This window comes from Clostridium sartagoforme (genome assembly GCF_039521405.1).
Taxonomy (GTDB): Bacteria; Bacillota; Clostridia; order Clostridiales; family Clostridiaceae; genus Clostridium; species Clostridium sartagoforme.
In genome coordinates this window covers 57,571-83,696 of sequence record NZ_BAAACH010000003.1, presented here as the reverse complement: position 1 = coordinate 83,696, position 26,126 = coordinate 57,571, and the positions used below count along the sequence as shown (strand labels likewise).

20 protein-coding genes and 2 riboswitches are annotated in these 26,126 nt (G+C 29.1%); of the genes, 16 read left to right on the top strand and 4 right to left on the bottom strand.

Annotated features, from left to right (window positions below; translation table 11 throughout):
* Positions 1 to 234: 234 nt before the first annotated feature.
* The 5 genes from ABDZ60_RS01170 to ABDZ60_RS01150 all read left to right on the top strand — a co-directional run bounded on the left by ABDZ60_RS01170 (position 235) and on the right by ABDZ60_RS01150 (position 4,229).
* On the top strand, positions 235 to 1,581 hold the full coding sequence (locus ABDZ60_RS01170; protein ID WP_343775179.1) for a hypothetical protein: 1,347 nt from the start codon (positions 235 to 237) through the stop codon (positions 1,579 to 1,581).
* Positions 1,582 to 1,625: 44 nt separating this feature from the next.
* Complete coding sequence (locus ABDZ60_RS01165) at positions 1,626 to 2,138, top strand: hypothetical protein (RefSeq protein ID WP_016206899.1); 513 nt, start codon at positions 1,626 to 1,628, stop codon at positions 2,136 to 2,138.
* A 136-nt stretch (positions 2,139 to 2,274) separates the two neighbouring features.
* Positions 2,275 to 3,114 (top strand): YhfM domain-containing protein, encoded by an 840-nt coding sequence (locus tag ABDZ60_RS01160; RefSeq protein ID WP_343775176.1) that lies wholly within the window; start codon positions 2,275 to 2,277, stop codon positions 3,112 to 3,114.
* 12 nt (positions 3,115 to 3,126) lie between these two features.
* Positions 3,127 to 3,969 carry an Mrp/NBP35 family ATP-binding protein gene (locus ABDZ60_RS01155; protein ID WP_016206897.1) on the top strand — a complete coding sequence of 281 codons (843 nt, stop codon included), beginning with the start codon at positions 3,127 to 3,129 and terminating at the stop codon, positions 3,967 to 3,969.
* Between the two features lie 71 nt (positions 3,970 to 4,040).
* Positions 4,041 to 4,229: a ferredoxin gene (locus ABDZ60_RS01150; RefSeq protein ID WP_016206896.1), complete on the top strand. Its 189-nt coding sequence runs from the start codon at positions 4,041 to 4,043 to the stop codon at positions 4,227 to 4,229.
* A gap of 33 nt (positions 4,230 to 4,262) precedes the next feature.
* Here ABDZ60_RS01150 and ABDZ60_RS01145 read toward each other — a convergent pair whose 3' ends face one another.
* The 3 genes from ABDZ60_RS01145 to ABDZ60_RS01135 all read right to left on the bottom strand — a co-directional run bounded on the left by ABDZ60_RS01145 (position 4,263) and on the right by ABDZ60_RS01135 (position 5,849).
* The gene (locus tag ABDZ60_RS01145; protein WP_016206895.1) at positions 4,263 to 4,463 is read right to left on the bottom strand and encodes a hypothetical protein; all 201 of its coding nucleotides are present in this window, start codon (positions 4,461 to 4,463) and stop codon (positions 4,263 to 4,265) included.
* 77 nt (positions 4,464 to 4,540) lie between these two features.
* Positions 4,541 to 5,002 (bottom strand): PadR family transcriptional regulator, encoded by a 462-nt coding sequence (locus ABDZ60_RS01140; protein ID WP_016206894.1) that lies wholly within the window; start codon positions 5,000 to 5,002, stop codon positions 4,541 to 4,543.
* A gap of 1 nt (position 5,003) precedes the next feature.
* Entirely contained in the window at positions 5,004 to 5,849 is an 846-nt protein-coding gene (locus ABDZ60_RS01135; protein ID WP_016206893.1) for a DegV family protein, read from the bottom strand.
* Positions 5,850 to 6,177: 328 nt separating this feature from the next.
* Between ABDZ60_RS01135 and ABDZ60_RS01130 the strand changes: the two genes are divergently transcribed.
* The 7 genes from ABDZ60_RS01130 (at position 6,178) to ABDZ60_RS18640 (ending at position 15,067) form a co-directional block, all read left to right on the top strand.
* Positions 6,178 to 8,295 (top strand): anaerobic ribonucleoside triphosphate reductase, encoded by a 2,118-nt coding sequence (locus ABDZ60_RS01130; protein ID WP_016206892.1) that lies wholly within the window; start codon positions 6,178 to 6,180, stop codon positions 8,293 to 8,295.
* Between the two features lie 297 nt (positions 8,296 to 8,592).
* Positions 8,593 to 9,756, top strand: a complete 1,164-nt coding sequence (gene nifV, locus ABDZ60_RS01125) for a homocitrate synthase (protein WP_016206891.1) — start codon at positions 8,593 to 8,595, stop codon at positions 9,754 to 9,756.
* A 22-nt stretch (positions 9,757 to 9,778) separates the two neighbouring features.
* The gene (locus ABDZ60_RS01120) at positions 9,779 to 11,698 is read left to right on the top strand and encodes an aconitate hydratase (protein ID WP_016206890.1); all 1,920 of its coding nucleotides are present in this window, start codon (positions 9,779 to 9,781) and stop codon (positions 11,696 to 11,698) included.
* A gap of 137 nt (positions 11,699 to 11,835) precedes the next feature.
* Entirely contained in the window at positions 11,836 to 13,140 is a 1,305-nt protein-coding gene (locus tag ABDZ60_RS01115) for a CapA family protein (RefSeq protein WP_343775170.1), read from the top strand.
* A 148-nt stretch (positions 13,141 to 13,288) separates the two neighbouring features.
* Positions 13,289 to 13,798, top strand: coding sequence for an anaerobic ribonucleoside-triphosphate reductase activating protein (nrdG, locus tag ABDZ60_RS01110; protein WP_343775168.1), 510 nt, complete (start codon positions 13,289 to 13,291; stop codon positions 13,796 to 13,798).
* A gap of 336 nt (positions 13,799 to 14,134) precedes the next feature.
* A riboswitch (purine riboswitch) is annotated at positions 14,135 to 14,236 on the top strand.
* A gap of 92 nt (positions 14,237 to 14,328) precedes the next feature.
* A complete protein-coding gene (locus ABDZ60_RS01105) occupies positions 14,329 to 14,901 on the top strand; it encodes a xanthine phosphoribosyltransferase (protein WP_343775166.1) in 573 nt (190 codons plus the stop codon).
* A 34-nt stretch (positions 14,902 to 14,935) separates the two neighbouring features.
* The gene (locus tag ABDZ60_RS18640; protein WP_425544841.1) at positions 14,936 to 15,067 is read left to right on the top strand and encodes a LuxR C-terminal-related transcriptional regulator; all 132 of its coding nucleotides are present in this window, start codon (positions 14,936 to 14,938) and stop codon (positions 15,065 to 15,067) included.
* Positions 15,068 to 15,124: 57 nt separating this feature from the next.
* Here the strand turns inward: ABDZ60_RS18640 and ABDZ60_RS01100 are convergent, their stop codons facing one another.
* Positions 15,125 to 17,137, bottom strand: coding sequence for a penicillin-binding transpeptidase domain-containing protein (locus tag ABDZ60_RS01100; protein ID WP_343775164.1), 2,013 nt, complete (start codon positions 17,135 to 17,137; stop codon positions 15,125 to 15,127).
* 413 nt (positions 17,138 to 17,550) lie between these two features.
* Between ABDZ60_RS01100 and ABDZ60_RS01095 the strand changes: the two genes are divergently transcribed.
* The 4 genes from ABDZ60_RS01095 to ABDZ60_RS01080 all read left to right on the top strand — a co-directional run bounded on the left by ABDZ60_RS01095 (position 17,551) and on the right by ABDZ60_RS01080 (position 26,045).
* Complete coding sequence (locus tag ABDZ60_RS01095) at positions 17,551 to 19,026, top strand: leucyl aminopeptidase (protein ID WP_016206886.1); 1,476 nt, start codon at positions 17,551 to 17,553, stop codon at positions 19,024 to 19,026.
* Positions 19,027 to 19,285: 259 nt separating this feature from the next.
* Positions 19,286 to 19,879, top strand: coding sequence for a hydrolase (locus tag ABDZ60_RS01090; protein WP_343775162.1), 594 nt, complete (start codon positions 19,286 to 19,288; stop codon positions 19,877 to 19,879).
* Between the two features lie 173 nt (positions 19,880 to 20,052).
* Positions 20,053 to 21,117, top strand: coding sequence for an SIR2 family protein (locus tag ABDZ60_RS01085; RefSeq protein ID WP_343775160.1), 1,065 nt, complete (start codon positions 20,053 to 20,055; stop codon positions 21,115 to 21,117).
* A 100-nt stretch (positions 21,118 to 21,217) separates the two neighbouring features.
* A riboswitch (cyclic di-GMP riboswitch) is annotated at positions 21,218 to 21,299 on the top strand.
* A 48-nt stretch (positions 21,300 to 21,347) separates the two neighbouring features.
* The gene (locus tag ABDZ60_RS01080) at positions 21,348 to 26,045 is read left to right on the top strand and encodes a SpaA isopeptide-forming pilin-related protein (protein ID WP_343775158.1); all 4,698 of its coding nucleotides are present in this window, start codon (positions 21,348 to 21,350) and stop codon (positions 26,043 to 26,045) included.
* Positions 26,046 to 26,126 lie beyond the last annotated feature (81 nt).

Genomic DNA, 26,126 nt, shown 5'->3' with positions numbered 1-26,126 from the left:
CAGGGAACAAGTAACAGAGAGTATAGTAATTTAATTTTTTGGAGAAAAATTAAACTGGTGTAGAACTTAAAGCATATACTATTAATCATTCACTAGTAATTGCTTTGCAATTTATTTAAACTCGTGAGAAATTTGGTGTAATATCAAATAATCTCACGAGTTTTATTTTTAACATATTTGGATATATTAAGCATATAATGTATTGAATTAATGTAAAGTGGAGGTTCTAAAGGTTTGTCACAGTTAAATAAATTGTATAGAAATTTTATTATTTTACAAGAAGATGAAAGAGGCTATTCTAGTTCTAACGACAAAACCTTATCAGGATATTCAAAGATAGAAGCAAAGGGGGATACTTGCAAAATTTCCTTTTATGCTCAAAATCTAAGAAATGATGGTGATGATTATTGCATTATGGCTATATGCAATAAAAAGGATACTAAGAAAATGTTGGACTTAGGAAAAATCACCGTATCAGATGGGGGAAAAGCTGAAATAACAAAGGAGTATTCTGTTGACGATATAGCAGGATTAGGAATATCTTATGACAAAATTTCAGGAGCTGCAATAGCTAAAATGAAAGATGAAATTCCTATAATTATTATGTGTGGATTTATAAATGGTGAACAACCAAGTGATAATTGGAAAAACTATAAAATAATTAAATCTACTAGTGATAAATCAAAAGATAAAGTTGAATATTTCAAAAAAGAAGATAAAATGAAAAAAGATTATGACAAAAAGAAAGAATCTGATAAGAAAAAAGATGATGATAAAAAGTACTATGATAAAAAGAAAGATGAAGATAAGAAGAAGGATGAAGATAAGAAGAAGGATGAAAACAATTGTAAATGTTCAGAACATAGAGAGGAAGATCTTAGGAGTGATGAAAGACCTATTATGGAAGAAGGCATTGGGCCAATAGATATAGAAGAACAAGATGTAGAAGCAATTCCAGAAGATGGAGCTGATGTTAAAAAGAATATTGATGATAAGGACAATCCGTTTACTAATTTAAACGGAGTAAATGCGGCTCAAAATCCTTTTGTTAATAGTTCAGGAGAAATTAATTATTATGGTTCAAATTCATTAAATAGAGCAAGTAAAAAGAATAAATTTGATGAATATGAAGAAGAAATAGAAAAAAAATCTGATGTATTCTCTATAAAAGGAAGCGTAGGAGAATATTTTGAAGGGATTGCCAATGGTTTTGAACATTGTAGAAATGAATATAGGGAAATAAAATATTGTAAGTGGTATAAGATACCTGTTCATGACTTACATGAAATGTGTAATATGTCAAATTACAATAGATATACAGTGGCATACTATCCAATGCTTAACTATTATCCATATATAAGAAAATATGGGCACTTTATGCTAGGCTATAAATGTGATAAGGACGGAAATTTAAGATATATAGTTTATGGAATTCCGGGAAGAAAAAATAGGGACGAACAGCCTTATGAGGGGAAAACTGGATTTGTAACTTGGATTAGTAATGAAACTAGGGATGGAGTAGGATGTTGGTTAATGTTCTATGATTTTAGAAATTCAACTGTTGTTGTACCTATGAAATAAAGTGCAGCAATAAAATGTACTTATAATCCTAATGAGTATATGAGATGAATAAGAAAAAAATCTATATAATAGCCCTACTGGTAATCCTAATGTTTATTATAGTTTGTATGAAAAACCTATTTATACAAGATATAAAAGAAGTTGCAATTTCAAATAATAATATAAAAAATTTTGATGAATATTTATTGGGAGAGGGAGAATATAAAGTTTCACTGCCAGAAGGATGGGAAATAGATAAAAAAATAAAAAGCTTTAATGGTGATATTAATATCAATTTTAGTGATAATGATAATATTGAAGGTAATATTTCTATAGAAAAAGGAAATATAGAAGATATTTCCAATAGTATTACTAATAGTAAAGAGAATATTAAAATAATAGAAGATAATTATATATGGCATATAATAAATGTGGTAAATAATAAAACTATTAATAAATATTATCTTAGAAGTTACTCAGAGGGAAAAGTTCTTATAATTAAGTATTCCTATATTAAGGAGAAAGAAAAAAATAGTATTAATGTAGTTTTTGATAGTATATCAATGAGTTTTAAGTGATGCTTCAAAAAATTTGCTATTGAAGAATTAAAGTATTATAATTTATTTATAATTAGGAGAAGCTAATGCTTCTCCTAATTAACTATTAAGCATTGTAGGGAAAATATTGACTTTTTAATAGAGGGGAAGGATACAATTGAAAAAGCCAATAAAAAGTATAATAACTATATTAGTAATAATATTATCTTTCAACTTAACATCTTGTACATTAATTGATAATATAAAAGGTAAATTTAAAAAAGATAATGGATATTTTGATTATTTGCTAAGCGGTAAGGTTGATGTTATAAGTATACAAAGTGTTAGAGATAAGTCTTTTAAATTTCTTGTTACAGATGAAAAAGCTATACAAAGTATGCATGAGCTTTTATCTAAAGCTAAAGTGAGCGAAGAAAAATCAGATTTGCAACCAGATTATATATTTGAAATAAAAATGGGGAGCGAAATTAAACAATTCAACTATATAGTTGGAGCATATGAAGGTAATTTCTATGATGAAAATGAGAATTTTACAGTATCTAAGAGATTAGATGAAAGTATAATTCAAAACTTATCAATAATAAGAAAGCCTAGAGACTTTGAGTACATATATTATAATTCTATACTAGATGTTATGAATTTGAAGAAAGAAGTTCTTAATAATGGGAATAATAAAATTGGTATTGATGTAGAAAGTGATATAGATTGTCTTAAATATATATTTTCTACAGATATAGAAGATTTTCTATCAAGGGCCAGAAAGATAACTTCTAATGTTGAAATTGTAAATAATAATGAAGAAGATTTTGACATTGTTATAAAAGTAAAAAATAGGGGACATAACACAACTGTTTATAAAAGTAATATAACTGTTGAGGACAAGAAAAATAAGGTTGAATATTACTATTATATAGTTGGTGAAAATGAATTTAAAGAATGGAACATAGATATTTATACGAAAGATAATGTTCCAAAAGAAGTAGAAAAGAACTGGTAGGAGGTAATTAATATGTCAGATTGTTCAACTTGTCCAAGTAAAAATAAATGTAGCTCTAAAGATACTGTTGGATCTCAAGGATGTGGTAAGTTATTACCTAAGTATGGAACAATAAAAAATGTTATTGGAATAATAAGCGGAAAAGGTGGAGTTGGTAAATCTACTGTTACTGGTATATTAGCTAGTACATTAAGAAAAAAGGGATATAAGGTTGGTGTGCTTGATGCGGATATAACAGGACCATCAATGCCAAGATTCTTTGGAATAAATGATAAAAGAGCTGTTATAGAGCCAATAGATGAAAATAACTTTAAATATAATCCAGTAGAATCTAAGGGTGGAACAAAAGTATTGTCAATGAATCTATTAATACCTAAAGAAGATGATCCGGTTGTATGGAGGGGACCTATAGTAACAAGCGTTTTAACTCAATTATTTACTGATACAGTTTGGGGAGAACTTGATTACTTATTAATAGATATGCCACCTGGAACATCAGATATAACATTAACAGTAATGCAAAGCTTCCCTATTACTGAGCTTATTATTGTTTCGACTCCACAAGATATGGTTTCTATGATAGTTAAAAAAGTAATAACCATGGCAAAAAAAATGCCTTTACAAATAAGAGGAGTAGTAGAAAATATGTCTTATATAGTGTGTCCAGGTTGTGATACAAAAATGAGAGTATTTAGCAAAAAGTCTGCAGAAGAGCATGCAGAATATCTAGGAATACCCCTATTAGGAGAACTTCCTATAAATGTTGATTTAACAGAAGCATTAGAGCAAGGAATAGCAGAACAGTATGTAATGGATAATGATTTATACTCATTAATTTTCGAAGGTCTATATTAATAGTAGAATACATAAAATCTATATTGGTGGTAATAATATTATTGAGTTTAATAAAGAAAGGAAGAAACAATATGGAGGCTTATGTAGATAAAGATACTTGTATTGGATGTGGATTATGTCCATCAATTTGTGAGGCAGTATTTGAAATGGATGATGATGGTAAAGCAATTGCAAGAAATCCTAATGTACCTAGTGACGTAGAAGATGAGGCAAAGGATGCAGAAGCAAGTTGTCCAGTAAACGCAATTAGTGTATCCTAATAAAAAGATGCTTGAAAACTTCAAGCATCTTTTTTAAAAAAAATCAATTACTTTATCTTGATGTATTTTAGGCTGATTGCTGGTATTGTAGCTTAGATTATTGGAGTCAATATTAACAACATAACCTATTCCTAAATAATCATTTACTTGAGTGAGTGGCACCTTAACAATAGTATCATCTTCTAATGCTACGAATGCTTCAAAATAATTATAGTCTATAATTTTTCCTTTCAAAATAACACCACCTAAAAGTTAGTAGTATTATTTTGTACAAAATTAAAAATATAATACTATAAAAATTTAATATTAATCTATTTATACAGATCTTTATATATTATTTTAAAAACTTTTAAAGCTTCTTCGATCTTGGGTCTTAAAAGTCCTTTTCTAGCTTCATATTCTTTTTTGCCTTTTGGAGTTAATGAATAAATTTTTTGAAACTTTTTTTTAGGATCATCCCATTGTCCAATAACATATTCTTCTTTTTCTAATTTTTTTAAAAGAGGATATATACCTCCTGTACTAGGAATCCAGAGTCCATTAGTACGTTCACCTATTTTGGTTGCAATATCATTTCCATTTGAAGGTGATATACTAAGTATATGAAGAACATATATTGGAAGGAGTCCTTTAGTAAATACCTGACCTACTGATTCCTTTTCCTTTTGAATTTTTTTTAACTCAGCAAGTTTTCTTTTATACTCTTCGTGAAGTTTTTTCTCTTCTTCTTTTATATCTTCTATACTACTTAGATGAAGATTGTACTCATCCATATTAATAAACCTTTTGAATTGCTAGGCCAAGTAATCCAGGACCACCATGAACTCCTAAAGCTGGACTTATCTGAGACATATTAAGACTAACTATATTTTTTAAGTCTTTTATAGATTCCATAAATTTTTTAGCTTCCTCTAAAGCGCCACCTTGAAGTACCCAAACTTTGCAAGGACCTAAAGAAAGTTCATCTTTTAGTATGTTAGTAAGCTTTAATATAGATTGTTTTCTTCCTCTGGCCTTACAAACAGTATAGTAAACCCCGTCATCATCAACAGAAACAACAGGTTTTAAGTTTAACATTTCTCCTATAGTACCAGAAATTTTGCCTATTCTTCCGCCTTTTTTTAAGTATTCCAAAGTATTTATTGTAAAATATCCGCTAATACTCTTTCTTATTTTAGGGATAGCAGATACTATTTCTTCAAAACTTTTGCCACTATTAATTAAATCAGAAACCTCTAAAGCCATAATTCCTTCTGGCATAGCTAGAATTTTAGTATCAAAGACATAAGATGTTAATTTAGGGTGATCTTCTAATGCTAATCTTATTGAGTTGAAGGTTCCAGATAAGCCACTAGAAATAGTTATAGCAATAACATGAGTATATCCTTCATCTTCTAATGACATTAATATTTCTTCCATAATTTCAGCACTAGGCAATGAAGTTTTTGGAACTTCTTTTTCTAAGTTGTTATAAATCTCATCAGCAGAGATATCTATTTTATCTTTATACTCTTTATCTGAATAAGAAATTCTAAGTGGTAATAGTTTAATATTTCTTTCGTTAAGGGTTTCAAGAGATAGATCGCATGCGCTATCAACTATTAAGGCTATTTTTTGCATAAAAATCCTCCTAATATTTAATATATTTATATAATTTTATAATATCAATATCTTTAAATTCTATTCATCTAAATTATATCATAACAAGCATGTATATCAATACTGATAATCAAAAAAACCATATCACTATTGATATAGTTTTGTTTAAGTAAAAACTTATTTGTCAACTTTAATTTGCAATAAAAAAGTCCAAATATAGAATAGAATGCCATAAATCAATAATAAATCTAGCGATATCTATCCATCTTATAATTTGAAATGAATATTTTTAGAGTCTATAATAGATACTATGATTAATACAAGATATTGTGTAATGGGGGTTTTGTAAGTGCAATATGTAGTAAAAAGAGATGGCAGAGAAGTTTCTTTTAATTCAGTTAAGATAGCTACAGCTATAAAAAAGGCATCAGATGAAGTAGGGGAAAAGCTCAAAGAAAGTGAACTTTTAGATATAGTAAAAAAAGTTATAAATTACATAGAAGATTTAGAAAAAGAGAAAGTAACTGTTGAAGAAATTCAAAATTTAGTAGAAAAAGCATTATTAGTTAAGGGTTATGAAAATATAAAAATAGCATATTCTAGCTATAGAAAAGAAAGAACAAAGGTTAGAGAAATAAAGTCTGATTTAATGAGAGCAATAGAAAAAATAGGGATAGAAACAGATAGAGATAATGCTAATGTAGGGAATAATTTTAGTTCCAAGCTACTAAGAATAGCATCTGAATCTAACAAGTGGCATAATTTAGCCATGATGCCAAAACATTTAGCAAAGGCACATGAAAATGGTGATTTATATTATCATGATTTGGATAGTTATAATCTTACAACTAATTGTCTTCACATACCAACAAAGGAAATATTAGAAAGAGGATTTAATACTGGATATGGAACTATAAAAATACCTAAGAGGATAGAAACGGCAGCAGAACTATCCTGTATTTTATTACAATCAACTCAAAATGACATGTTTGGTGGCCAATCACATCCAGATTTTGATAATGATATGGCTGTATTTGTTGAGCCAACAAGAAAAGAAATAAAGCTTGAATTAGAAGAACTTGGTTTAGATAAAAACAAAATAGAAGAGTTGACAGAAAAAAAGCTAAGAAAAAAAGTACATCAGGCTATGCAGGGAGTAATTTATAATTTAAATACCATGCATTCTAGGGCAGGATCTCAAGTACCATTTAGTTCTATTAACTTAGGAATACCTTATTCAAAAGATGCAGCATTAATATGTGAAGTATTTTTATTAGAATATGAAAAAGGTTTAGGGAAAGGTGAACAACCAATATTCCCCAATATAATATTTAGAGTTAAAGAGGGGGTTAATAGAGAGCCAGAAGATAAATATTATTACTTATATAAATTAGCTTGTAGGGTAGCAGCGAAGAGAATGAATCCTACATTTATGAATATAGATGCTGACTTTAATAAGGAATATTATGACATGGGATATATGCCAGCAACCATGGGATGTAGAACATACCTAATGAAAAATGTAAATGGAGAACCTGGATGTAAAGGTAGAGGAAATATTGCTCCAGTAACAATTAACTTACCTAGAATAGGAATTCAAGCTAAAGGGGATATAAATGAATTTTTTAATATACTAGATAAAAGATTAAATCTAGCAAAAGAATCCTTAATGCATAGATATGATATATTAAAAAATCTAAAGGTTAAAGACTTACCATTTGTTGCAGGTCAAGGGTTAATGAAGGGCTCAGAGGGGCTTTCAAAGGAAGATTCTATAGAACCAATATTAAAACAAGGAACTTGGGGGATTGGATTTATAGGTCTTGCAGAAACTTTGATTTCATTAATTGGATATCATCATGGAGAAAATAATGAAGCAAAAGATTTAGGAGTAAAAATAGTAAGTCATATAAGAAAGTTTATTGATAGGGTAACAGAGGAAACTAAATTAAACTGGAGCTGTTATGCAACTCCGGCAGAAGGTCTTTCAGGTAAATTTATAAAGAAAGATAAAAAAGTTTTTGGTACTATTAAAGGTGTAACAGATAAGGATTATTATACTAATAGCTTTCATATACCTGTAAATTATCCTATATCAATAAAAGATAAAATAGATATAGAAGCAACTTATCACAAACTATGTAATGCTGGGCATATAAGTTACTTAGAAGTAGATGATCGTCCATCTGGCGAGGCTATAATGGATATTTTAAACTATGCATATAAAAATACTAATATCAGTTATATAGGAATAAATTTTCATATAAGATATTGTAAGAATTGTGGTAGTCATTTAAGTAGTAATGAAAGAAAATGTCCAGAATGTGGAAGCGGAGATATACAAGGGGTTTCAAGAGTAACAGGATATTTAAGCTTAGATGAAAGGTTTGGACCTGGAAAATATGAGGAAAGGGCAGATAGATTATCACATTTAGGAAATAGAAAAAATAATTATAAATTACTATAATTATGCATAAATATACGAATTTAAAAGTAGGAATATAAAAAATCCTACTTTTTTTATTTTAAAAATGGTGCAAGATTTTTAAAATTTATTGCAAATTTTCTATGCATTTCAATCAAATAAAACATAAAAGCATTTTAAACTGAAATAATTTTATAAAAACTTGCAATTTTTATAAAAATCAAACGCTTTTTACTTGTCTGTAATTACTTGATATGATAAAATTGTTATTAATTATTATAAAAAATATTTTACATTGGGGTTAATTAGCAATAAGTAATATTTTAAAGGGGGAGGCTTATGTCTATTAAAAATTTAAATAATGGCAAAGAGGTCTTTATTGTAGATACTACTTTAAGAGACGGAGAGCAAACAGCAGGAGTTGTTTTTGCAAATGAGGAAAAAGTTGCAATAGCATCTATGCTAAGCGAACTTGGAGTTGATCAACTAGAAGTAGGTATTCCTACTATGGGTGGAGATGAAAAAGAAGCTATAAAACAAATTGTAAAAAGAAACCAAAAATCAAGCATTATGGCTTGGAATAGAGCAGTAATAAAAGATATAGAAGAATCTATAGATTGTGGAGTCGATGCTGTAGCTATATCAATATCAGTTTCAGATATTCATATACAACACAAACTAAAAACCTCTCGAGGATGGGTTCTAGAAAATATGGTTAAATCTGTGGAATTTGCGAAAAAAAATGGATTATATGTATCTGTAAATGGAGAAGATGCATCAAGAGCTGATAGAGAGTTTTTGATTCAATTCATAGAAGTAGCAAAGCAAGCAGGAGCAGATAGATTTAGATATTGTGATACTGTAGGTATAATGGAGCCTTTTAAAATTAATGAGGACATAAGATATTTACATGCTAAAACAAATTTTGATATTGAAATGCATACTCATAATGATTTTGGGATGGCAACTGCAAATGCAATAGCAGGAATTATGGGAGGAGCATCTCATGTTGGTGTAACTGTTAATGGTTTAGGTGAAAGAGCTGGAAATGCAGCCTTGGAAGAAGTTTTAATGGCATTAATGTTTGTTTATAATTATGGAGGTAATATAAGCACAACTATGTTTAGGGAGGTTTCAGAATATGTTTCTAGGGCCTCAGGAAGAATATTGCCAGCATGGAAGGCTATTGTTGGAGATAATATGTTTGCACATGAATCAGGTATTCATGCAGATGGGGCAATAAAAAATCCGAAGAACTATGAAGCTTTTGATCCAGGAATAGTTGGATTAGAAAGACAAATAGTTATAGGGAAACACTCTGGCAAAGCTGGAATTATAAATAAGTTTAAAGAATATGGAATAGATTTAGATAACAATTCAGCCAAAGATATATTAGAAATGGTAAGATCTACTTCAGTAAGACTTAAAAGAAGTTTATTTGATAAAGAGCTTGTTCAAATATATAAGGAATATTTAAGGTTGAGAGAAGAAAAGGTTAATTAGATAAAAAGGGGGCAATAAGTTAATGGGGGACAATTTAGTTTATAAAATATTAAAAAGTCATTTAATTGAAGGAACTATAGATATAGGAAAAGAAATAGGAATAAAAATAGATAGAACATTAACTCAAGATTCTACAGGTACTATGGCATATTTACAGTTAGAAGCAATGGGAATAGATAGAGTAAAAACTAAAAAGTCTATAGCTTTTATTGATCATAATATGCTTCAGCAAGGATTTGAAAATGCGGATGATCATAAATTTATACAAACCGTGGCTTCAAAATATGGAGTTTACTTTTCAAAGCCTGGTAATGGAATATGTCATCAAGTATTTCTAGAAAGATTTTCAGTTCCAGGAGAAACTCTTATAGGATCAGATAGTCATACTCCTACTGCTGGAGGAGTTGGAATGCTTGCAATGGGAGCAGGTGGACTTGATGTAGCATTAGCTATGGGCGGTGGAGCTTATTATATAGCAACCCCTAAAGTATGCAAAATCAACTTAATTGGAAAGCTAAAACCAATGGTTTCAGCTAAGGATATAATACTAGAAGTCCTTAGGAAATTAACTGTTAAAGGTGGAGTTTCTAGAGTTTTTGAATATGCAGGAGAAGGAGTTAAAACACTTTCAGTTCCTCAAAGAGCTACAATTACAAATATGGGAGCGGAACTTGGAGCAACAACTTCAATATTTCCAAGTGATGAAAAGACTTTAGAGTATTTTAAGGCTCAAGGAAGAGAAGATGATTGGATAGAATTTAAACCTGACGCAGATGCAGTATACGATGAAGAAATAATAATAAATTTAGATGAATTAAAGCCGCTAGCAGCTAAGCCACATAGTCCTGATAATGTTGAAGAAGTAGAAAGCATTGGGAAAATTAAGGTTGATCAAGTTGCTATAGGAAGTTGTACAAATTCTTCATATGAAGATTTGATGAAAGTAGCTAAAATCTTAAAAGATAATAAAGTTCATGAAGATGTAAGTTTAGTTATAGCTCCAGGATCGAGACAAGTTATGGAGATGTTAGCTAGAAATGGAGCTTTAGGAGATATAATAAGTGCAGGAGCAAGAATATTAGAAAACTCTTGTGGACCATGTATAGGTATGGGGCAAGCTCCTGGAACAGATGGAGTATCATTAAGAACATTTAATAGAAACTTCTATGGTAGAAGTGGAACATTATCTGCCAAAGTGTATTTAGTCAGCCCAGAAACAGCAGCAGTTTCAGCAATAAGTGGGGTACTTACAGATCCAAGGGAGTTAGATTTAGATATTAAGGTAGAAATGCCAGAAAGATTCTTAATAGATGATTCTATGATAATTTCTCCGGCAAAAGAAGGAGAGGATGTAGAAGTTGTAAGAGGACCAAATATAAAGCCTTTCCCTGTAAATAAGGAATTAGGTGATAAGGTTGAAGGAAAGGTTCTTATTAAAGTTGAGGATAATATTACAACTGATCATATAATGCCATCTAATTCAAAACTTTTACCATTTAGATCCAATATACCTTACTTAGCAGAATATTGTTTCAATACAGTTGATGAAGAATTCCCAAGGAGAGCTAAGGAAAATAATGGAGGAATAATAGTTGCAGGCAATAATTACGGACAAGGATCTAGTAGGGAGCATGCAGCACTTGCACCATTATATTTAGGAGTTAAAGCAGTAATTGCAAAATCTTTTGCAAGAATTCACAAAGCTAATCTTATAAACAATGGTATTATACCAATGGAGTTTGAAGCGGAAGTGGATTATGATAAGATAGGCCTTCTAGACGAACTTGTAATAGAAGATATAAAATCAGCTTTGGTTAATGGAAAAACTATAGTAAAGAATTTAACTAATGGAAGCTTGTTTAATGTTTATATAAATCTAACAGAAAAAGAGATAAATGTAATAAAGTCTGGAGGAAGACTTAATTCAGTCCGCAAAGCATAGTTTTATATGGATGATTAAAAAGAGAGTTTGTTACTCTCTTTTTTCGTGCAGAGAAAAATAATAAAGTTATTATTTTACATATTACTTTTAAATCTAATAGTATATAATAAAAATAAAAACATTACATAGGGGGATTTATGAAAAGTAAAGGTAAGGGTAAAATGCTTATTCCATTATTATTAATATTAATCATAGCCGTTGTAGGCATATTTTATATTCCAAAGATAGAAAAATTATTATTAAATAGTAAACCTAAAGAAGAAAATTTGAACATTGATAATGTTGATAATGATACAAAAGAAAATGAAAATATTGAAATAGAAGATAAAAGCAATACAAAATCTATAGAAATAGTTGCGACTGGAGATTTCTTAATACATAAAGAAATATTAGATACTCAATATAACTCTGAAACTGATAGTTATGATTTTAAAAATACTGTTCAATATGTGAAAAGTTATTTAAGTGATGCAAGTTTAACTATTGCAAACTTAGAGGGAACACTTTCTGGTATAGAGAATTATGGTTATTCAGGATATCCAAGCTTTAATGCTCCAGATGATTTAGCAGATGCTATGAAATGGGTAGGAGTAGATGTAGTAAATAATATGAATAATCATTCATTAGACAGAGATGTAAGAGGTTTTAATAGAACAAGAAGTATTTTAGTTGAGAAGGGCTTTGATGTAATAGGAACAAGAGCAGATACTACAGAGGACAGATATATAATAAAAGAGGTTGAAGGAATAAAAATTGGGATAGTATCCTATAGCTATTCTATGACAGCAGAGGGTGGTGCAAGAGGATTAAATGGAGCAGTTATTCCACAAGAACTTTATCCACTTATGAATACATTTAGAGAAGATACTTTAGATTCAGATCTTCAAGAAATGAAAGAGCAAATAGCTGATATGAGAAATAAGGGTGCAGAAGTAGTTGTTTTTTATATGCATTGGGGAGATGAATATGAGCTAGAACCAAATGCAACTCAATTAAAAATGGCTAAGTTTTTAGCTAATGAAAAAGTTGATATAATCTTTGGTACTCATCCACATTCATTACAGCCAATAGATATTATAAAATCAGAGGATGGAAATAGTGAAACAGCAGTAATTTATTCCATGGGAAATTTTTTATCAAGTCAAAGAACTGAAAGAATACAGAATCCTTATACAGAAGATGGAGTCATAGTGTCAGTTAAACTAAGTAAAAATTTAGATACGAATGAGATAAAGTTAGATTATCCAACATATATACCAACTTGGGTTAACTGGTACGAGAAAGACGGAAAATTATTTTATGAAGTTGTTCCTGCAACAATAAGTGATGCTGATTACTTAACAGAAGAAGGAAAGATAAGGGTTGTAGAATCCTTTAACAGAACTAAAGGAATAATAGAACAATATAGTGATAAGATAAAACTATATAAGGAAAATTACTAGCATAAATCTTCTGTATTAGAATAATAAGCAAGTTTATAAAGGGGCGTTATGGACATATGGGGCTTATTAATAAGAAATTCAAAAATAAAGGAAATAAAAAAGTAAAGAGGATAAAAAAGTAGAGAAGATAATAAAGGGGATGTACTATATGGATAAAATGATAAGACTTTCAGGAATAGCTTACGAAAGTTTGGTTAATGGACCAGGAATAAGGAGAGTATTTTTTTCTCAAGGTTGTAGGCATAATTGCGAAGGTTGTTTTAATCCAGATACCCACGATTTTTCTGGTGGTGAAGATCGTAATATGGATGAACTTATCGAAGATGTTCTTAAAAATCCTATTATTAAAGGGGTTACCTTTAGTGGGGGGGATCCTTTTGAAAGGGCAGAAAAGTTTGCATATATGGCAAAAAAATTTAAAGAAGCTAATTTAAATATATGGAGTTATACAGGATATACCTTTGAATATATAATAAACAATTTAGATAAGATATTAGGCTGGAGAGACCTACTTAATAATATAGATGTTTTAGTAGATGGTAAATTTGAGAAAGATATGATGGAAGATGGATTAAGATTTAGAGGGTCAAGTAATCAAAGAATTATTGATGTGAGAAAGACTCTAAAAGAAAATAAAATATGCCAATTAGAATATTAGTTTTAAAATGCGAAGCATTTTTCAGTTCACAGCGCACAGTTCACAGTTCACAGTTTTTGGAATAAAGTAACAGGGAACAGGTTATGATATAAATTGCAAAGCAATTTATAAATGAAAGAATGAAAAAATTAAGGTTATTTTGCTACACAAAACTAACTACTGTCCCTAAGCTTACCTTGAAGTAGATGTTTCTTAATTTTTAATTATAGTTTACATCTAGTACTTGTTACCTGATACCTGTTACCTAAAAAAATAAAACAACTGTGCACTGTGCCTTGTGAACTGCAAACTAAAAATTTTGCTTCGCAAAATTTTACAATAGTGTTATAATAGATAAAAAAATAAACATATAGTATTCGTATATGCTTGAAGATATGGTTCAAGTGTCTCTACTAGGAAACCGTAAATGTCCTAACTACGAAGATTTAATTATTGCCATGTATTTAACTTTGGCTTTATTGCGTAGATTTGAGGGATAATCTTTTTAAGGAATACTATAAAATAATCAAAGTAATAAAGGGGATAATTATATGGAAAAGTTAAAGAAAAAAATAATAAATGAAGGAAAAGTTAGAGAAGGAAATATACTTAAGGTTGACTGTTTCCTAAATCATCAAATGGATATAAAGTTCTTAAATGAAGTTGGACAAGAATTTAGAGAAAGATTTAATGGGCAAAAGATAGATAAAATTCTTACAATTGAAGCTTCTGGAATTGGAATAGCTGCTATAGCATCTCAATATTTTGGCTTTGCACCGGTAGTTTTTGCAAAGAAAACTGAAAGTTTAAACTTAGATAAAGAAGTATATGAATCGGAGGTTCATTCATTTACTAAAAAAAGAACTTACAAAGTTAGAGTAGGTAAACAATTTTTAAGTGAAGGTGAGAATGTACTAATAATAGATGACTTTTTAGCAATGGGTTGTGCAGCTAAGGGAATGATTGATATAGTTAAGCAATCAGGTGCAAATTTAGTTGGAATTGGAATAGTTATTGAAAAAGGTTTCCAAGAAGGAAGAAGTGTTTTAGAAGGCATGGGAGCTAGAGTTGAATCTTTAGCTATAATTGATAGGTTTGAAGATAATAAAGTAGTATTTAAGTAATAGAAAATTGATAATTAAGAATAGATGATTATTTATAAGACTTAGCTTAGGCTATGTCTTATTTTTAAGTGAAGGAACTATTAGAAATATAGTGTCTATAATAATGAGTAAGATAGGGGCTAAAAATAGGACTCAATTAAGTAACATAATTAATGAGTATGATTAAAAGATATAAAATAAGGAATCTCAAACAAATATTTGAGATTCCCCAATAATTCTTTAATTACTTATTAAGATAGTATTCCATAACATTTCTAACTTTAGGAACAGTTACATGACTATGTCCCCTATCTTTAACATCTTCTATAATCATGGCTAATGAAATCTTAGCTGTATCTGGATCAACAGATACAAACCATCCATTTTCAGTTCCATTAACATCATCTTGAGATTTTTTTATTTCAGCAGTACCTGTTTTACCAGCTACCCTATGTCCTGGAACAACACCATCAGAGATGGTAGCACCAGAATCATTAATTAATGCGGTGAAGGAATTTATTAATGCTGGTAAATCATCTTTTGATATAGCGCTTTGCTTCCAAATATTTGATTCAGAGTTTTCACTTATTACTAATCTAGGCTGCATTATATCTCCATTATTGGCTAGGGCACTATAAGATAAAGCCACATTTAAAGGAGTTACCATTATTTCTCCTTGTCCATATCCTGTATCTGCTAATAGTATTTCTCTACCTAAATCACCATCATTAGAAATTTGTGACTCTTCCATAGGATATTCAAATTTTAGTTCTTCTCCAATACCAAATTTTTTAATTCCTTCAATAAATTTATTATTCCCCAATTCTAGAGCGACTTGACCAAAATAAATATTATCTGAATGATTAACAGCATCCTTTAGATTTACAGGACTGCCAGGGTCAGTTACTCGAGTGATTTTAAAATCTCCCCAAGAGCTATCTTTCTGCCAAGATAGTCCTTTAATATCTCTTGTAGCGTTCGAATCAATAATTTTATTTTCTAACCCAATTGAAGACGTTAAAAGTTTCATAGTTGATCCAGGAGAATATGTTTTATTAAACCTATTTATTTCATCAGCATTATTTGTTTCTTCCCATTTTGACTTTTGAGTTTTAGTTACATAGGTTGTAAATACATTTGAATCAAAGGAAGGGGCACTTACCATAGCTAATACTTCTCCAGTTTTAGGGTTAACAGCTGTAGCAGCTCCTTTTTCTCCATTCATTTCACTGTATATTTTACTTTGAAGTGCTGAATCTATAGAGAGTTTAATATCATTTCCATCTTCTCCATCCTTTTTAGCAATAGTTATTTTTTCTTCGCCTCGTTCTATATAAATTTCAGCAGAATCTTTTCCCCTTAGAGTGTCTTCGTATACTTGCTCTAATCCAGCTTTACCTATAAGGCTTGTATCATTATATCCATTGTCTTTGTTATTTTCTAATTCTTCAGCAGTTATACTTCCAATATAGCCAATTAATCGTCCAAAGGCTTCACCACCAGTATATATTCTTCCGGCTTTTTCTTTTATAAGAATTCCGTCCTCAGCTCTACCTCTAAGCGAATTTAACTTCGAATCTGTTGGTAATATATCTACTAATGGAATAAAGTGTTCAGGATTTGTATTTGCATCAAGTTTGGTTTTTATGTTTTCTTCACTAATATCTAAAGTAGTGGCTATTTCAGCTATTTTAGCATCAATATTTGATAAATTAAATTTTGCTGGATAAATTCCTACAGTGTTTAAAATACCATCATTAGCTAATAAATTAGCATCTTTATCTAATATACTACCTCTCTTTGATGGAATTACATTAACTCTTACTTTATCGTCTTTAGTCATTTGAGGGAAGATTAAGCTTTCATCCCATTTAATCTTAAATTCTTTATCTTCTTTTATAATATTTAATTTATAATCTGAAATATTAACATCACCAGCAATTGTATTCATACTTAGCTTAAAAGGAATCGTAATAGTATCATCTTCTTTTACTTTATCGCCATTAATTTCTATTAATAGATTATTAGCTTCTATAGCAGAAAAGATATTAGTATATCTTGTTGTAAAATCTTCTTCTGAAATAATTGCCTTTGAATCATTAGTTAACATTTGATACATGCCAGTATAATCATTTTGTGTCCACTTTTGGGAAAATGTTTCAAAAGCTTTTTCAGCCTTATTTAATTTAGAACAACCACTAATTAATAGCATAAATGATAATAATAAAGATATTAAAATTAATTTTTTATTTTTCATTTTAAATTATCTAACCTCCTAAAGTTATTATATATTTAATAATTCGAATAACCAAAACTAATAAGGCTTGGTTAAAAAATTCAATTTTAATTGTGTAGAAGAGCCTTATATAAATTATATCATTAATTAATTGTTTACATATTATAAATGATATAAAATTTTTAAAATTCAAAAATAAGTTTAAAAAACAAAAAAGCGCCGAAGCGCTTTATAAATAAATGGGGGATGGGACCTGTATTAAACAGGTTTTGTATCTACATTAGTATTATTTACAAAAATAAAGTTTTTATACAATAAATTAAAACAATTCTTAAAATAAAAAAATTTTTCAAACAAATAATAATTATTATCCATTGAATAGATTTTATAATAGTGTTATTATGATAAAAAGATATTTTAGATGAGGTGATTAAATGAAAGTATCATATAGAAGTTTTACTTGTTCACAAGGAGACATTAAAGTAATTTATTTATTTGAAGATAATCTTACTTTTTCAAAGGAAGAAGTAAATAAGCATATTGTTTTAGCTAATGGCAGAAATTTATTTAATGGAAAAAAAGGTGATTTATATACATTCACATTAGATGTAAATGAAACAATTCAAACTATTATATTGTTAGGTTTAGGTAAAGAAGAAGATTTAACAGTTGATACAATTAGAAAGGTAACTGCTAAAGCAATAAGAAAAGCAAATGAATTAAAAGTTAGTACAGTGTTCTTGAGATTACCAAAAACAGAAGTGCTACAAATAGAAGAAATGGTAAAAAATGCGACAATAGCAGCACAATTAGCTGGATATAAATTTGATAGATATAAAACAAATTCAAAGGAAGAAAATGATTTAACAGTTTCAATCGCAAGATGTGGACTAAAGGAAGCAACTCCAGAAATAGTATCAGCTATAGAAGAAGGAAATGAAGTTGCAAAGGGAATAATATTAGCAAGGGATTTAGTTAACGAACCTGCAAATGTTCTTTATCCAGAAACTTTAGCAGAAGAAGCAGTTAAAGCTGGAAAACAAAATGGATTTGAAGTAGAAGTTCATGGTGTTGAAAAGATAAAAGAACTAAAAATGGAAGCTTTTTATAGTGTAGCAAAGGCTTCAGAAAAAGAACCTAAACTTATAGTGATGAGATATTTCGGTAATCCAGAACAAAAAGGAGAAATATTAGGTCTTGTAGGAAAAGGCTTAACATATGATTCAGGTGGATATTCAATTAAGCCTACATCAGGAATGGTTGATATGAAATCAGATATGGGTGGAGCAGCTTCAGTTATAGGAGCAATGTCTATAATTGCTAATAGACAATTAAAAGTTAATGTTGTAGCAGTTGTGGCAGCTTGTGAAAATATGATTTCTGGAGGAGCTTATAAGCCAGGTGATATAATAGGAAGTATGGCAGGTAAGACTATAGAAATAAGAAACACAGATGCTGAAGGAAGATTAACTTTAGTGGATGCAGTTAATTATGTTATAGAAAAGGAAAATGCCAATGAAGTTATTGATTTAGCAACTTTAACAGGAGCAGCTTTAGTAGCTCTTGGAGATACAACAACAGCAGTTGTTACAAATAATGATAAGTTCTATGGAGAGCTTAAAGAAGCCTCAGCTTATACTGGAGAAAAGTTCTGGCAATTACCATCATTTGATGAATATAAGGAAATGGTAAAATCAGAAATAGCTGATTTAAATAATAGTCCAGGAAGAAATGCAGGGACTATTACAGCAGGATTATTTATAGGAGAGTTTGTTCAAAATAAACCATGGTTACATTTAGATATAGCTGGAACAGCTTGGGCAGACAAGAAAACTGATTTAACTGTTAAAGGTGGAACAGGTGCTCCGGTTCATACATTATATGAATTAGTTAAGAGAAGAAGTAAATAAAAAAATTATTTTAGTTAATAAGAAGAGGGTATGTATATATTATTATGCATACCCTCAAAATTTATAAGATTATTAATATAGTGTGTTTACAATTACTATTATATCAATAAATATCTATAATAAATATACAGTTATTTATATAAGTGTTATAATTATGAATAAATATAATAAGGGAAGTGAGCAGTTTATAAAAGTATTAGGTTATTTTTATAAAATTATTTGAAGTTCAAAATTACAAAATATAAAGGGAGGAAATGAAATGATAACAAGAGAAGAAGCATGGAAATTGCTTACAGAATATAATAAGGAAGAATTCCATATCCAGCATGCTTTAACAGTTGAAGGTGCTATGAGATATTTTGCAATAAAGTTAGGATATGAAGAAGAATCTGATTTTTGGGCTAATGTAGGATTACTGCATGATTTAGATTTCGAAATGTATCCAGAAGAACATTGCAGTAAAACACAAGAAATTATGAGAGAGTGTGGAATAGATGAAAGATTAATTAGAGCTGCAGCCAGCCATGGATATGGTCTTTGTTCAAAGCCACAACCTAAACCTGAACATCAAATGGAAAAGGTTCTGTTTGCAGTTGATGAGCTTACAGGATTAATAGGTGCTGCTGCAAGAATGAGACCATCTAAAAGTGTTATGGATATGGAAATTTCAAGTATTAAAAAGAAATTTAAGGACAAAAAGTTTGCAGCTGGATGTTCTCGTGATGTAATTAGGCAAGGTACAGAGAATTTAGGATGGGAGCTTGATAAGTTATTTGAAGAAACGATACTAGCTATGCGTTCTTGTGAAGAAGATATTAATAATAAAATGGTAGTATATAAAGAATCTAAGTAATGACTAATAGTCTATATAATGACATATATTATTAAGGCAAATAAGACCAAAATTATTACTGAAACTTACTCTAACTAAATTAGATTTAAAATAAATTTATTAATATGAAAATACTTATTTAACACTAAAGCATAAATTAATACTAAGCCTATTTAGAAAGAGAGTACTAAGCCATGAAAAGTGAAAGTGATACTAGAAGTTTAATTAAAGATGTATATAATCATGAATATACAGTAAATGATTTAGTTAATAAGGGATTAATACATGATAATGATAATTGGAAAGAGCTAAGAAAAGAAAGAATTAATGAGATAAAAAATATTTATAAAAAAGATGAACTAGTATTATTTTTAGGTGCTGGTATATCAAAAGATGCAGGCATAGGTGATTGGAATGATTTAATGTCTGACTTATTGATACTTATGATAATGAAGGAGTTAGAGCAAAAAAATATTAAAATAACTTCTCAGGAGGCAGACTTTATAATCAAGCAAATTAAAGAGGTAAATAATAAATCACCATTGCTTCAATCAGCATTTATAAAAGCTACATTGGGAGATTCTTTTGAAGAAAGTTTAGCTAACTTATTATATAAAAATATAAGCGGAGATAATGGAAACTCAAAATTATTAGATAGCATTTCAAAATTATGTTTAAAGAGAAAAGGTGGGGTAGGGGTTAAAGCTATTGTCACATATAATTTTGATGATTTATTAGAAGACAATTTTGATAAATATAACATTCAGTATCATTCCCTATATAGTGAACTGGATTATACGACCTCAGATAAATTAGGGATTTATCATGTGCATGGTTTTTTGCCACGTCACCCAAGTCAATATGAAAAGCTATATGAGAGCTTATTAGTATTCTCAGAAGATAGATATCATAGTTTATATAATGATCCTTATTCATGGACCAATATAACACAACTAAATTTTCTTAGAGAAAACACTACATTAATGATAGGATTATCATTAACAGATCCTAATTTAAGAAGAATTTTATCCATAGCTAATAGAAAGAATAAGATGAAAAAACATTATGCAATCATGAGAAGAAAAAACTTTAAATATGATTCAAATGATATAAATATAAATAATGATATCTTAAAAAAAGTAAATATTATAAATAATGATTTACACGAAAAATCCTTTGAACAATTAGGAATAAATATTATATGGGTAGAGGATTATAATGATATTTCTAATATAATAGAAGATATTATAGCTAAATAAAAATAAAATAATAAAATAAAAGTTTAACAACAACCCTTTCAAATAATTTACTAAAAATACAATTTATGGTAAAATTATTTTTAATAAATAAATTGTTCGAGATTTTTAAGGAGATGTTGATGTATATACTAATTTGGGCACTTGTATATACGGAGTCAGTAGTGCAACCGACCTTGATTAAATTAAGGTCGGTTTTTTTATTTTAAAAATAATTATGGAAGGGGTCTTTTATGAACAGAGAAAAACAGAAAGCTAAGCCAAGGAAAAAGTTATTTAATTTTATAGCATTTATTGCTATGCTATTTCAATTCTTCTCCATCATTCCTACATTATCCGCGAATGCTACAGATATTACAGGGAAATTTAATTTTATAACTAAAGTAAGTTTAACAGATGAAAATGGAAAGCCAATAAATGATTTATCAAATCCTATAAGTAAAAATGCAGAGGTTAAATTGACCTATAAGTTTGATATACCAAATGAAGAAGTAGTAAAAAAGGGTGATACCTATGTGATGCAAATACCTAAGGAAATCCAAATAATAGGTACACTAAATTTCCCCATCAATCTTGAAAATGGAGAAACTATTGCAAATGTTGTAATAAATACTGACGGAGCAGTTGTTATTACATTTAATGAATTTGCCGAAAATAATTCTAATATATCAGGGTATTTTTATATAGATACTCAATTTAATATTGATGAAATTGGAAATAATAATCCAATACCTATTAAATTTGAAGTTGGAGGAAATTCAGAGCCTATAATAATTAACGTAGATTTTGAACAACCTGAAATTCCTAATGCTTCTATCAAAAAGGAAGGGTCATATGATGCTTCAAGAAATGAAATAACTTGGAAGGTAATAGTTAATCCAGAAAATGTTAAAGTATATGGTGCTCAAGTCATTGATGATATACGAAATGGTCAAGAATTCGTACCTAATTCAGTTAAAATAAATGGAGCTACCCCTCAAGAGGCAAATTACAATTATGATTTAAGTAGCAAAAAATTAACTTATAATTTTCCAAATGTTATAGAAACAACTCAAATAATTACCTTTAAGACGAAAGTAACAGATTCAAAACTTTCTGAAGATGAAGGAGCCACAATATATCAATATAACACAGCAATTTTTAAGCATGATGGAACTTCTGTAAACTCTAACGAAGCATCAGTTGGAATAAAAACTGATTTTGTCAGAAAAGATGGGAAGTATGATGCATTAACAAAAAGAATTAATTGGAGTATTTATGTAAACAATAATTCTCAAAATATACCAAATACTGTAACTGTAGATGATATACCTGCCGGATTAACATTTGTGCCAGGAAGTGTTAAGGTAGATGGAATTGAAACAAATAGTAATTATAGTATAGACGGGCAAAAGTTTATATACACTTTCCCATGGGCTATCAATGAGCCACATAAAATAGAATTTTCTACAGAAGTAACAGATGAAGCAGCTTATAACTCTAACACAGGAAAAACTTATAACAATAAAGTAACCTTAACTGGAAGCGGTGTTCCAAGTAATGCATCAGATACTAAGGGGGTAGGAGTACCGAGTAGCATCATTAATAAACAAGGTATAGGATACAATGCAGCTACAGGTGAAATTACATGGAAAATTACTATAAATACTAATAAGATATTAATAAAAAATGCTATTATTAGCGATGAAATAAGAGTTGGTCAAGAATATGTAGAAGGATCAGCATCTATAGATAAAAGCACTCCAGGAGGAAGTTTTAATTATTTGAAGGCAGAGAGTGGAGACAAACAGAAAACAGGAACATTAACTTATAGTTTTAATAGTGATATTAATGAGCCCTATGTAATAACATTTAGGACGAGAGTAACAGATAGTAATGTGTATGCAGGAAATAAAGATCAGAATTATTATAATGAAGCTAAATTAACAGGAGATAATATTATAACTTCAAAATCCCAAGGAACTCAAAGGGTCCAAAGTGAAGTGATAAATAAGACTAGTCAAGATTATAATTATATTACAAGAGAAGTTACATGGAAGATTGTTGTTAATAAAAATAAGATGAAGCTTCCTAATGCTAAAGTTTTAGATACTATAAATAAAGGGCAAGAGTTTGTTGTAGATTCTGTTATGCTTAATGGTGGTATTGCAGATAAATTAAATTATACCTATGATGAAAGTACTAGAACATTAACTTATAATTTTCCAAGTGAAATAAATAATGAGCAAGTAATAACTTTTAAAACTAAAATTACAGATACTTCTATATTTAATAATAATGGAGAAAAGGAAATAAGAAATACTGCAAAGCTAATAACAGATTTGGTGCCTAGTGGAGTAGAAAGTACGGGAATAGGAAAAATAAAGAATACTTTAATTGATAAAAAAGCTGACTATACTAGAGGAAATTCTTATATTGATTGGAATGTAACATTTAACTCTAATAAGGTTCCTATCACAGATATTGTTCTTACAGATAATCTTCAAGAGGGACTTGAATTAGATACTACCTCTGTAAAATTGTATAAGCAAGTTTTAAAACAAGATGGAAAGCTAGAAAGAGGAGAGGAAATCAGTTTAGGAAAAGATAATGTAAAGTATAATGTTTCTACAAGAGAATTTAACTTTATATTGCCAGGTAAGATAGAAGACGCTTATATATTAACTTTTAGAACTAATGTAGTAGATAAAAAGAAAACTCCATTTACTAACTCTATATCTTTCAAAGGAACTGGATTAATTGAATCATCAAGTTCAGGAAATGTTGATGTTATATTTCAAGGCGCCGGTGGTGGTGGTATTGGTGAAACTGGGAGTATTAAAGTTATAAAGGTAAATAGTAATAATGAAAATATAAGATTACAAGGTGCAGTATTTGAATTACTTGATAGATATCAAAATGTCATAAGAACTTCACAACCAACAGAAGGTAATGGAGAAATAGTATTTGATAAATTAAAATTTGACATAGATTATTATGTTAGGGAAAAGCAAGCACCTACAGGATATATTTTAGGAAATGAAGTATATAGGTTCCAGATTAAAAATAGTGAAGATAAAAAGAATATATCCTATAATTATAAAAATAGAATTATTACAGGTGAAATTGAATTCTTTAAGTTTGGAGAAAATGGTAAAACCATTAAAGATGCTGAGTTTACGCTTTATAGTAGGTCAGATACTGATTACCAAAATCCATTGATGGTAGCTATAAGTAATGAAGCGGGAAAAGTGGAGTTTAAAAATGTTGAGTATGGCGACTATATTATTAAAGAAACAAAGGCACCAGAGGGATATGTTATTTCAAATAAAACATTAAATGCTAGTATAACTGAAGATGGAAAGGTGATTAAAGCAAATCCAGAAAGTATATCTAATACGAAGATAAGAGGAAATATAGAATTTACGAAGCTAGGAGAAAGCAATGAAGTATTGCAAGGAGCAACATTTACACTTTATAAAGCAACAGATATAAGGTATGAAAATCCTATAGCAGTAATTATAAGTGATGAAAGTGGAAGGGTGGAATTCAATAATATAGAATATGGTAAATATACAATAAAAGAGACAAAAGCCCCAGAAGGATATGTTCTTTCAGAAGAAATATTAACTGCTGAAATAAAAGAAAATGTAACAACTATAAAAGCAAATCCAGAAAGCATTTCTAACACAAAAATAAGAGGAAATATAGAATTTACAAAGCTAGGAGAAAGTAAGGAAGCATTACAAGGAGCTGAGTTTACACTTTATAATGAAGTCGATGAAGATTATAAAAATCCAGTATCAGTAGTTGAAAGTGATGAAAGTGGAAAAGTAGAGTTTAAAAATATAGAGTACGGTAGGTATGTGATAAAAGAAACAAAAGCACCAGAAGGATATGTTCTTTCAGAAGAAGAATTAAAGGCGGAAATAAAAGAAAATGAAGTAACTGTAAAGGCAAATCCAGAAAGTATATCTAATAATAAAATAAGAGGAAATATAGAATTCACAAAATTAGGAGAAAACAAAGAAATATTACAAGGGGCTGAGTTCACACTTTACAAATCAACAGATACAAATTATGAAAATCCTATAACAGTAAGTATAAGTAGTAAAGATGGGAAAGTAGAATTTAAGAATATAGAATATGGAAGATATATAATAAAAGAAACAAAAGCACCAGAAGGATATGTTCTTTCAGAGGAAGAATTAAAGGCGGAAATAAAAGAAAATGAAATAACTGTAAAGGCAAATCCAGAAAGTATATCTAATAATAAAATAAGAGGTTCTGTTAAAATAATAAAATTAGATGATAATAAAAAGGTTCTTAAGGATTCAGAATTCACATTATACGATATGGAAGGCAAAGAAATTGATAAATTATCATCAGGAGAAGATGGGGTTGTTTTATTTAAAAATCTTATTTATGGTAAATATATAATAAAAGAAACAAAAGCACCAGAGGGATATATAGCTTCAAAAGGCGTAATAAATGTATTTATAGATAAAAATCAGAAAGTGTATGACTATAAAGTAATAAATAATAAGATTAAAGGAGTAGTTATAATAACTAAAACTGATATGAAGGGAAAACTTCTTAAAGGAGCAGAATTCACTTTATATGATAGAGAGGGTAATGTGATTTCTAAAGAAGTTTCTAAAGAAGATGGGCTTGTAACATTTAGTAATATAGATTACGGTGAGTATATTATTAAAGAAACAAAGGCTCCTAAGGGATATATTTTAGGTAATGAACAATTAGAAATTAAAGTGAAATCTCCAGAGACACAAAACTTTACAGTTAAAAATGAATCAGAAAAAATTATAGACAAGGTATTAAATGTTTTACCTAACACAGGAAATAAATTTGATCCAAGGGCTATAATTATAGTTGGAGTAATAACAGCATTAGGAGGAGTTTACCTATTCTTAAGAAGAAGTAAGATAAGTTAATCTATATACTTGTCTAATTAAGTTTAATAACAAAGTTTATATTGTTTAACAAAAATAGCGTCAGATGTTCTGGGGCTATTT

What these genes read in the sequence shown, in the direction of transcription:
- ABDZ60_RS01155 (WP_016206897.1), top strand. Translation starts at nt 3,127, where the DNA reads ATGTCAGATTGTTCAACTTGTCCAAGTAAAAATAAATGTAGCTCTAAA.
- ABDZ60_RS01115 (WP_343775170.1), top strand. Translation starts at nt 11,836, where the DNA reads ATGAAAAGTAAAGGTAAGGGTAAAATGCTTATTCCATTATTATTAATA.
- ABDZ60_RS01085 (WP_343775160.1), top strand. Translation starts at nt 20,053, where the DNA reads ATGAAAAGTGAAAGTGATACTAGAAGTTTAATTAAAGATGTATATAAT.
- ABDZ60_RS01100 (WP_343775164.1), bottom strand. Translation starts at nt 17,137, where the DNA reads ATGAAAAATAAAAAATTAATTTTAATATCTTTATTATTATCATTTATG.
- ABDZ60_RS01150 (WP_016206896.1), top strand. Translation starts at nt 4,041, where the DNA reads ATGGAGGCTTATGTAGATAAAGATACTTGTATTGGATGTGGATTATGT.
- nifV (WP_016206891.1), top strand. Translation starts at nt 8,593, where the DNA reads ATGTCTATTAAAAATTTAAATAATGGCAAAGAGGTCTTTATTGTAGAT.
- ABDZ60_RS01140 (WP_016206894.1), bottom strand. Translation starts at nt 5,002, where the DNA reads ATGGATGAGTACAATCTTCATCTAAGTAGTATAGAAGATATAAAAGAA.
- nrdG (WP_343775168.1), top strand. Translation starts at nt 13,289, where the DNA reads ATGGATAAAATGATAAGACTTTCAGGAATAGCTTACGAAAGTTTGGTT.
- ABDZ60_RS01090 (WP_343775162.1), top strand. Translation starts at nt 19,286, where the DNA reads ATGATAACAAGAGAAGAAGCATGGAAATTGCTTACAGAATATAATAAG.
- ABDZ60_RS01135 (WP_016206893.1), bottom strand. Translation starts at nt 5,849, where the DNA reads ATGCAAAAAATAGCCTTAATAGTTGATAGCGCATGCGATCTATCTCTT.
- ABDZ60_RS01120 (WP_016206890.1), top strand. Translation starts at nt 9,779, where the DNA reads ATGGGGGACAATTTAGTTTATAAAATATTAAAAAGTCATTTAATTGAA.
- ABDZ60_RS01165 (WP_016206899.1), top strand. Translation starts at nt 1,626, where the DNA reads ATGAATAAGAAAAAAATCTATATAATAGCCCTACTGGTAATCCTAATG.
- ABDZ60_RS01095 (WP_016206886.1), top strand. Translation starts at nt 17,551, where the DNA reads ATGAAAGTATCATATAGAAGTTTTACTTGTTCACAAGGAGACATTAAA.
- ABDZ60_RS01105 (WP_343775166.1), top strand. Translation starts at nt 14,329, where the DNA reads ATGGAAAAGTTAAAGAAAAAAATAATAAATGAAGGAAAAGTTAGAGAA.
- ABDZ60_RS01080 (WP_343775158.1), top strand. Translation starts at nt 21,348, where the DNA reads ATGAACAGAGAAAAACAGAAAGCTAAGCCAAGGAAAAAGTTATTTAAT.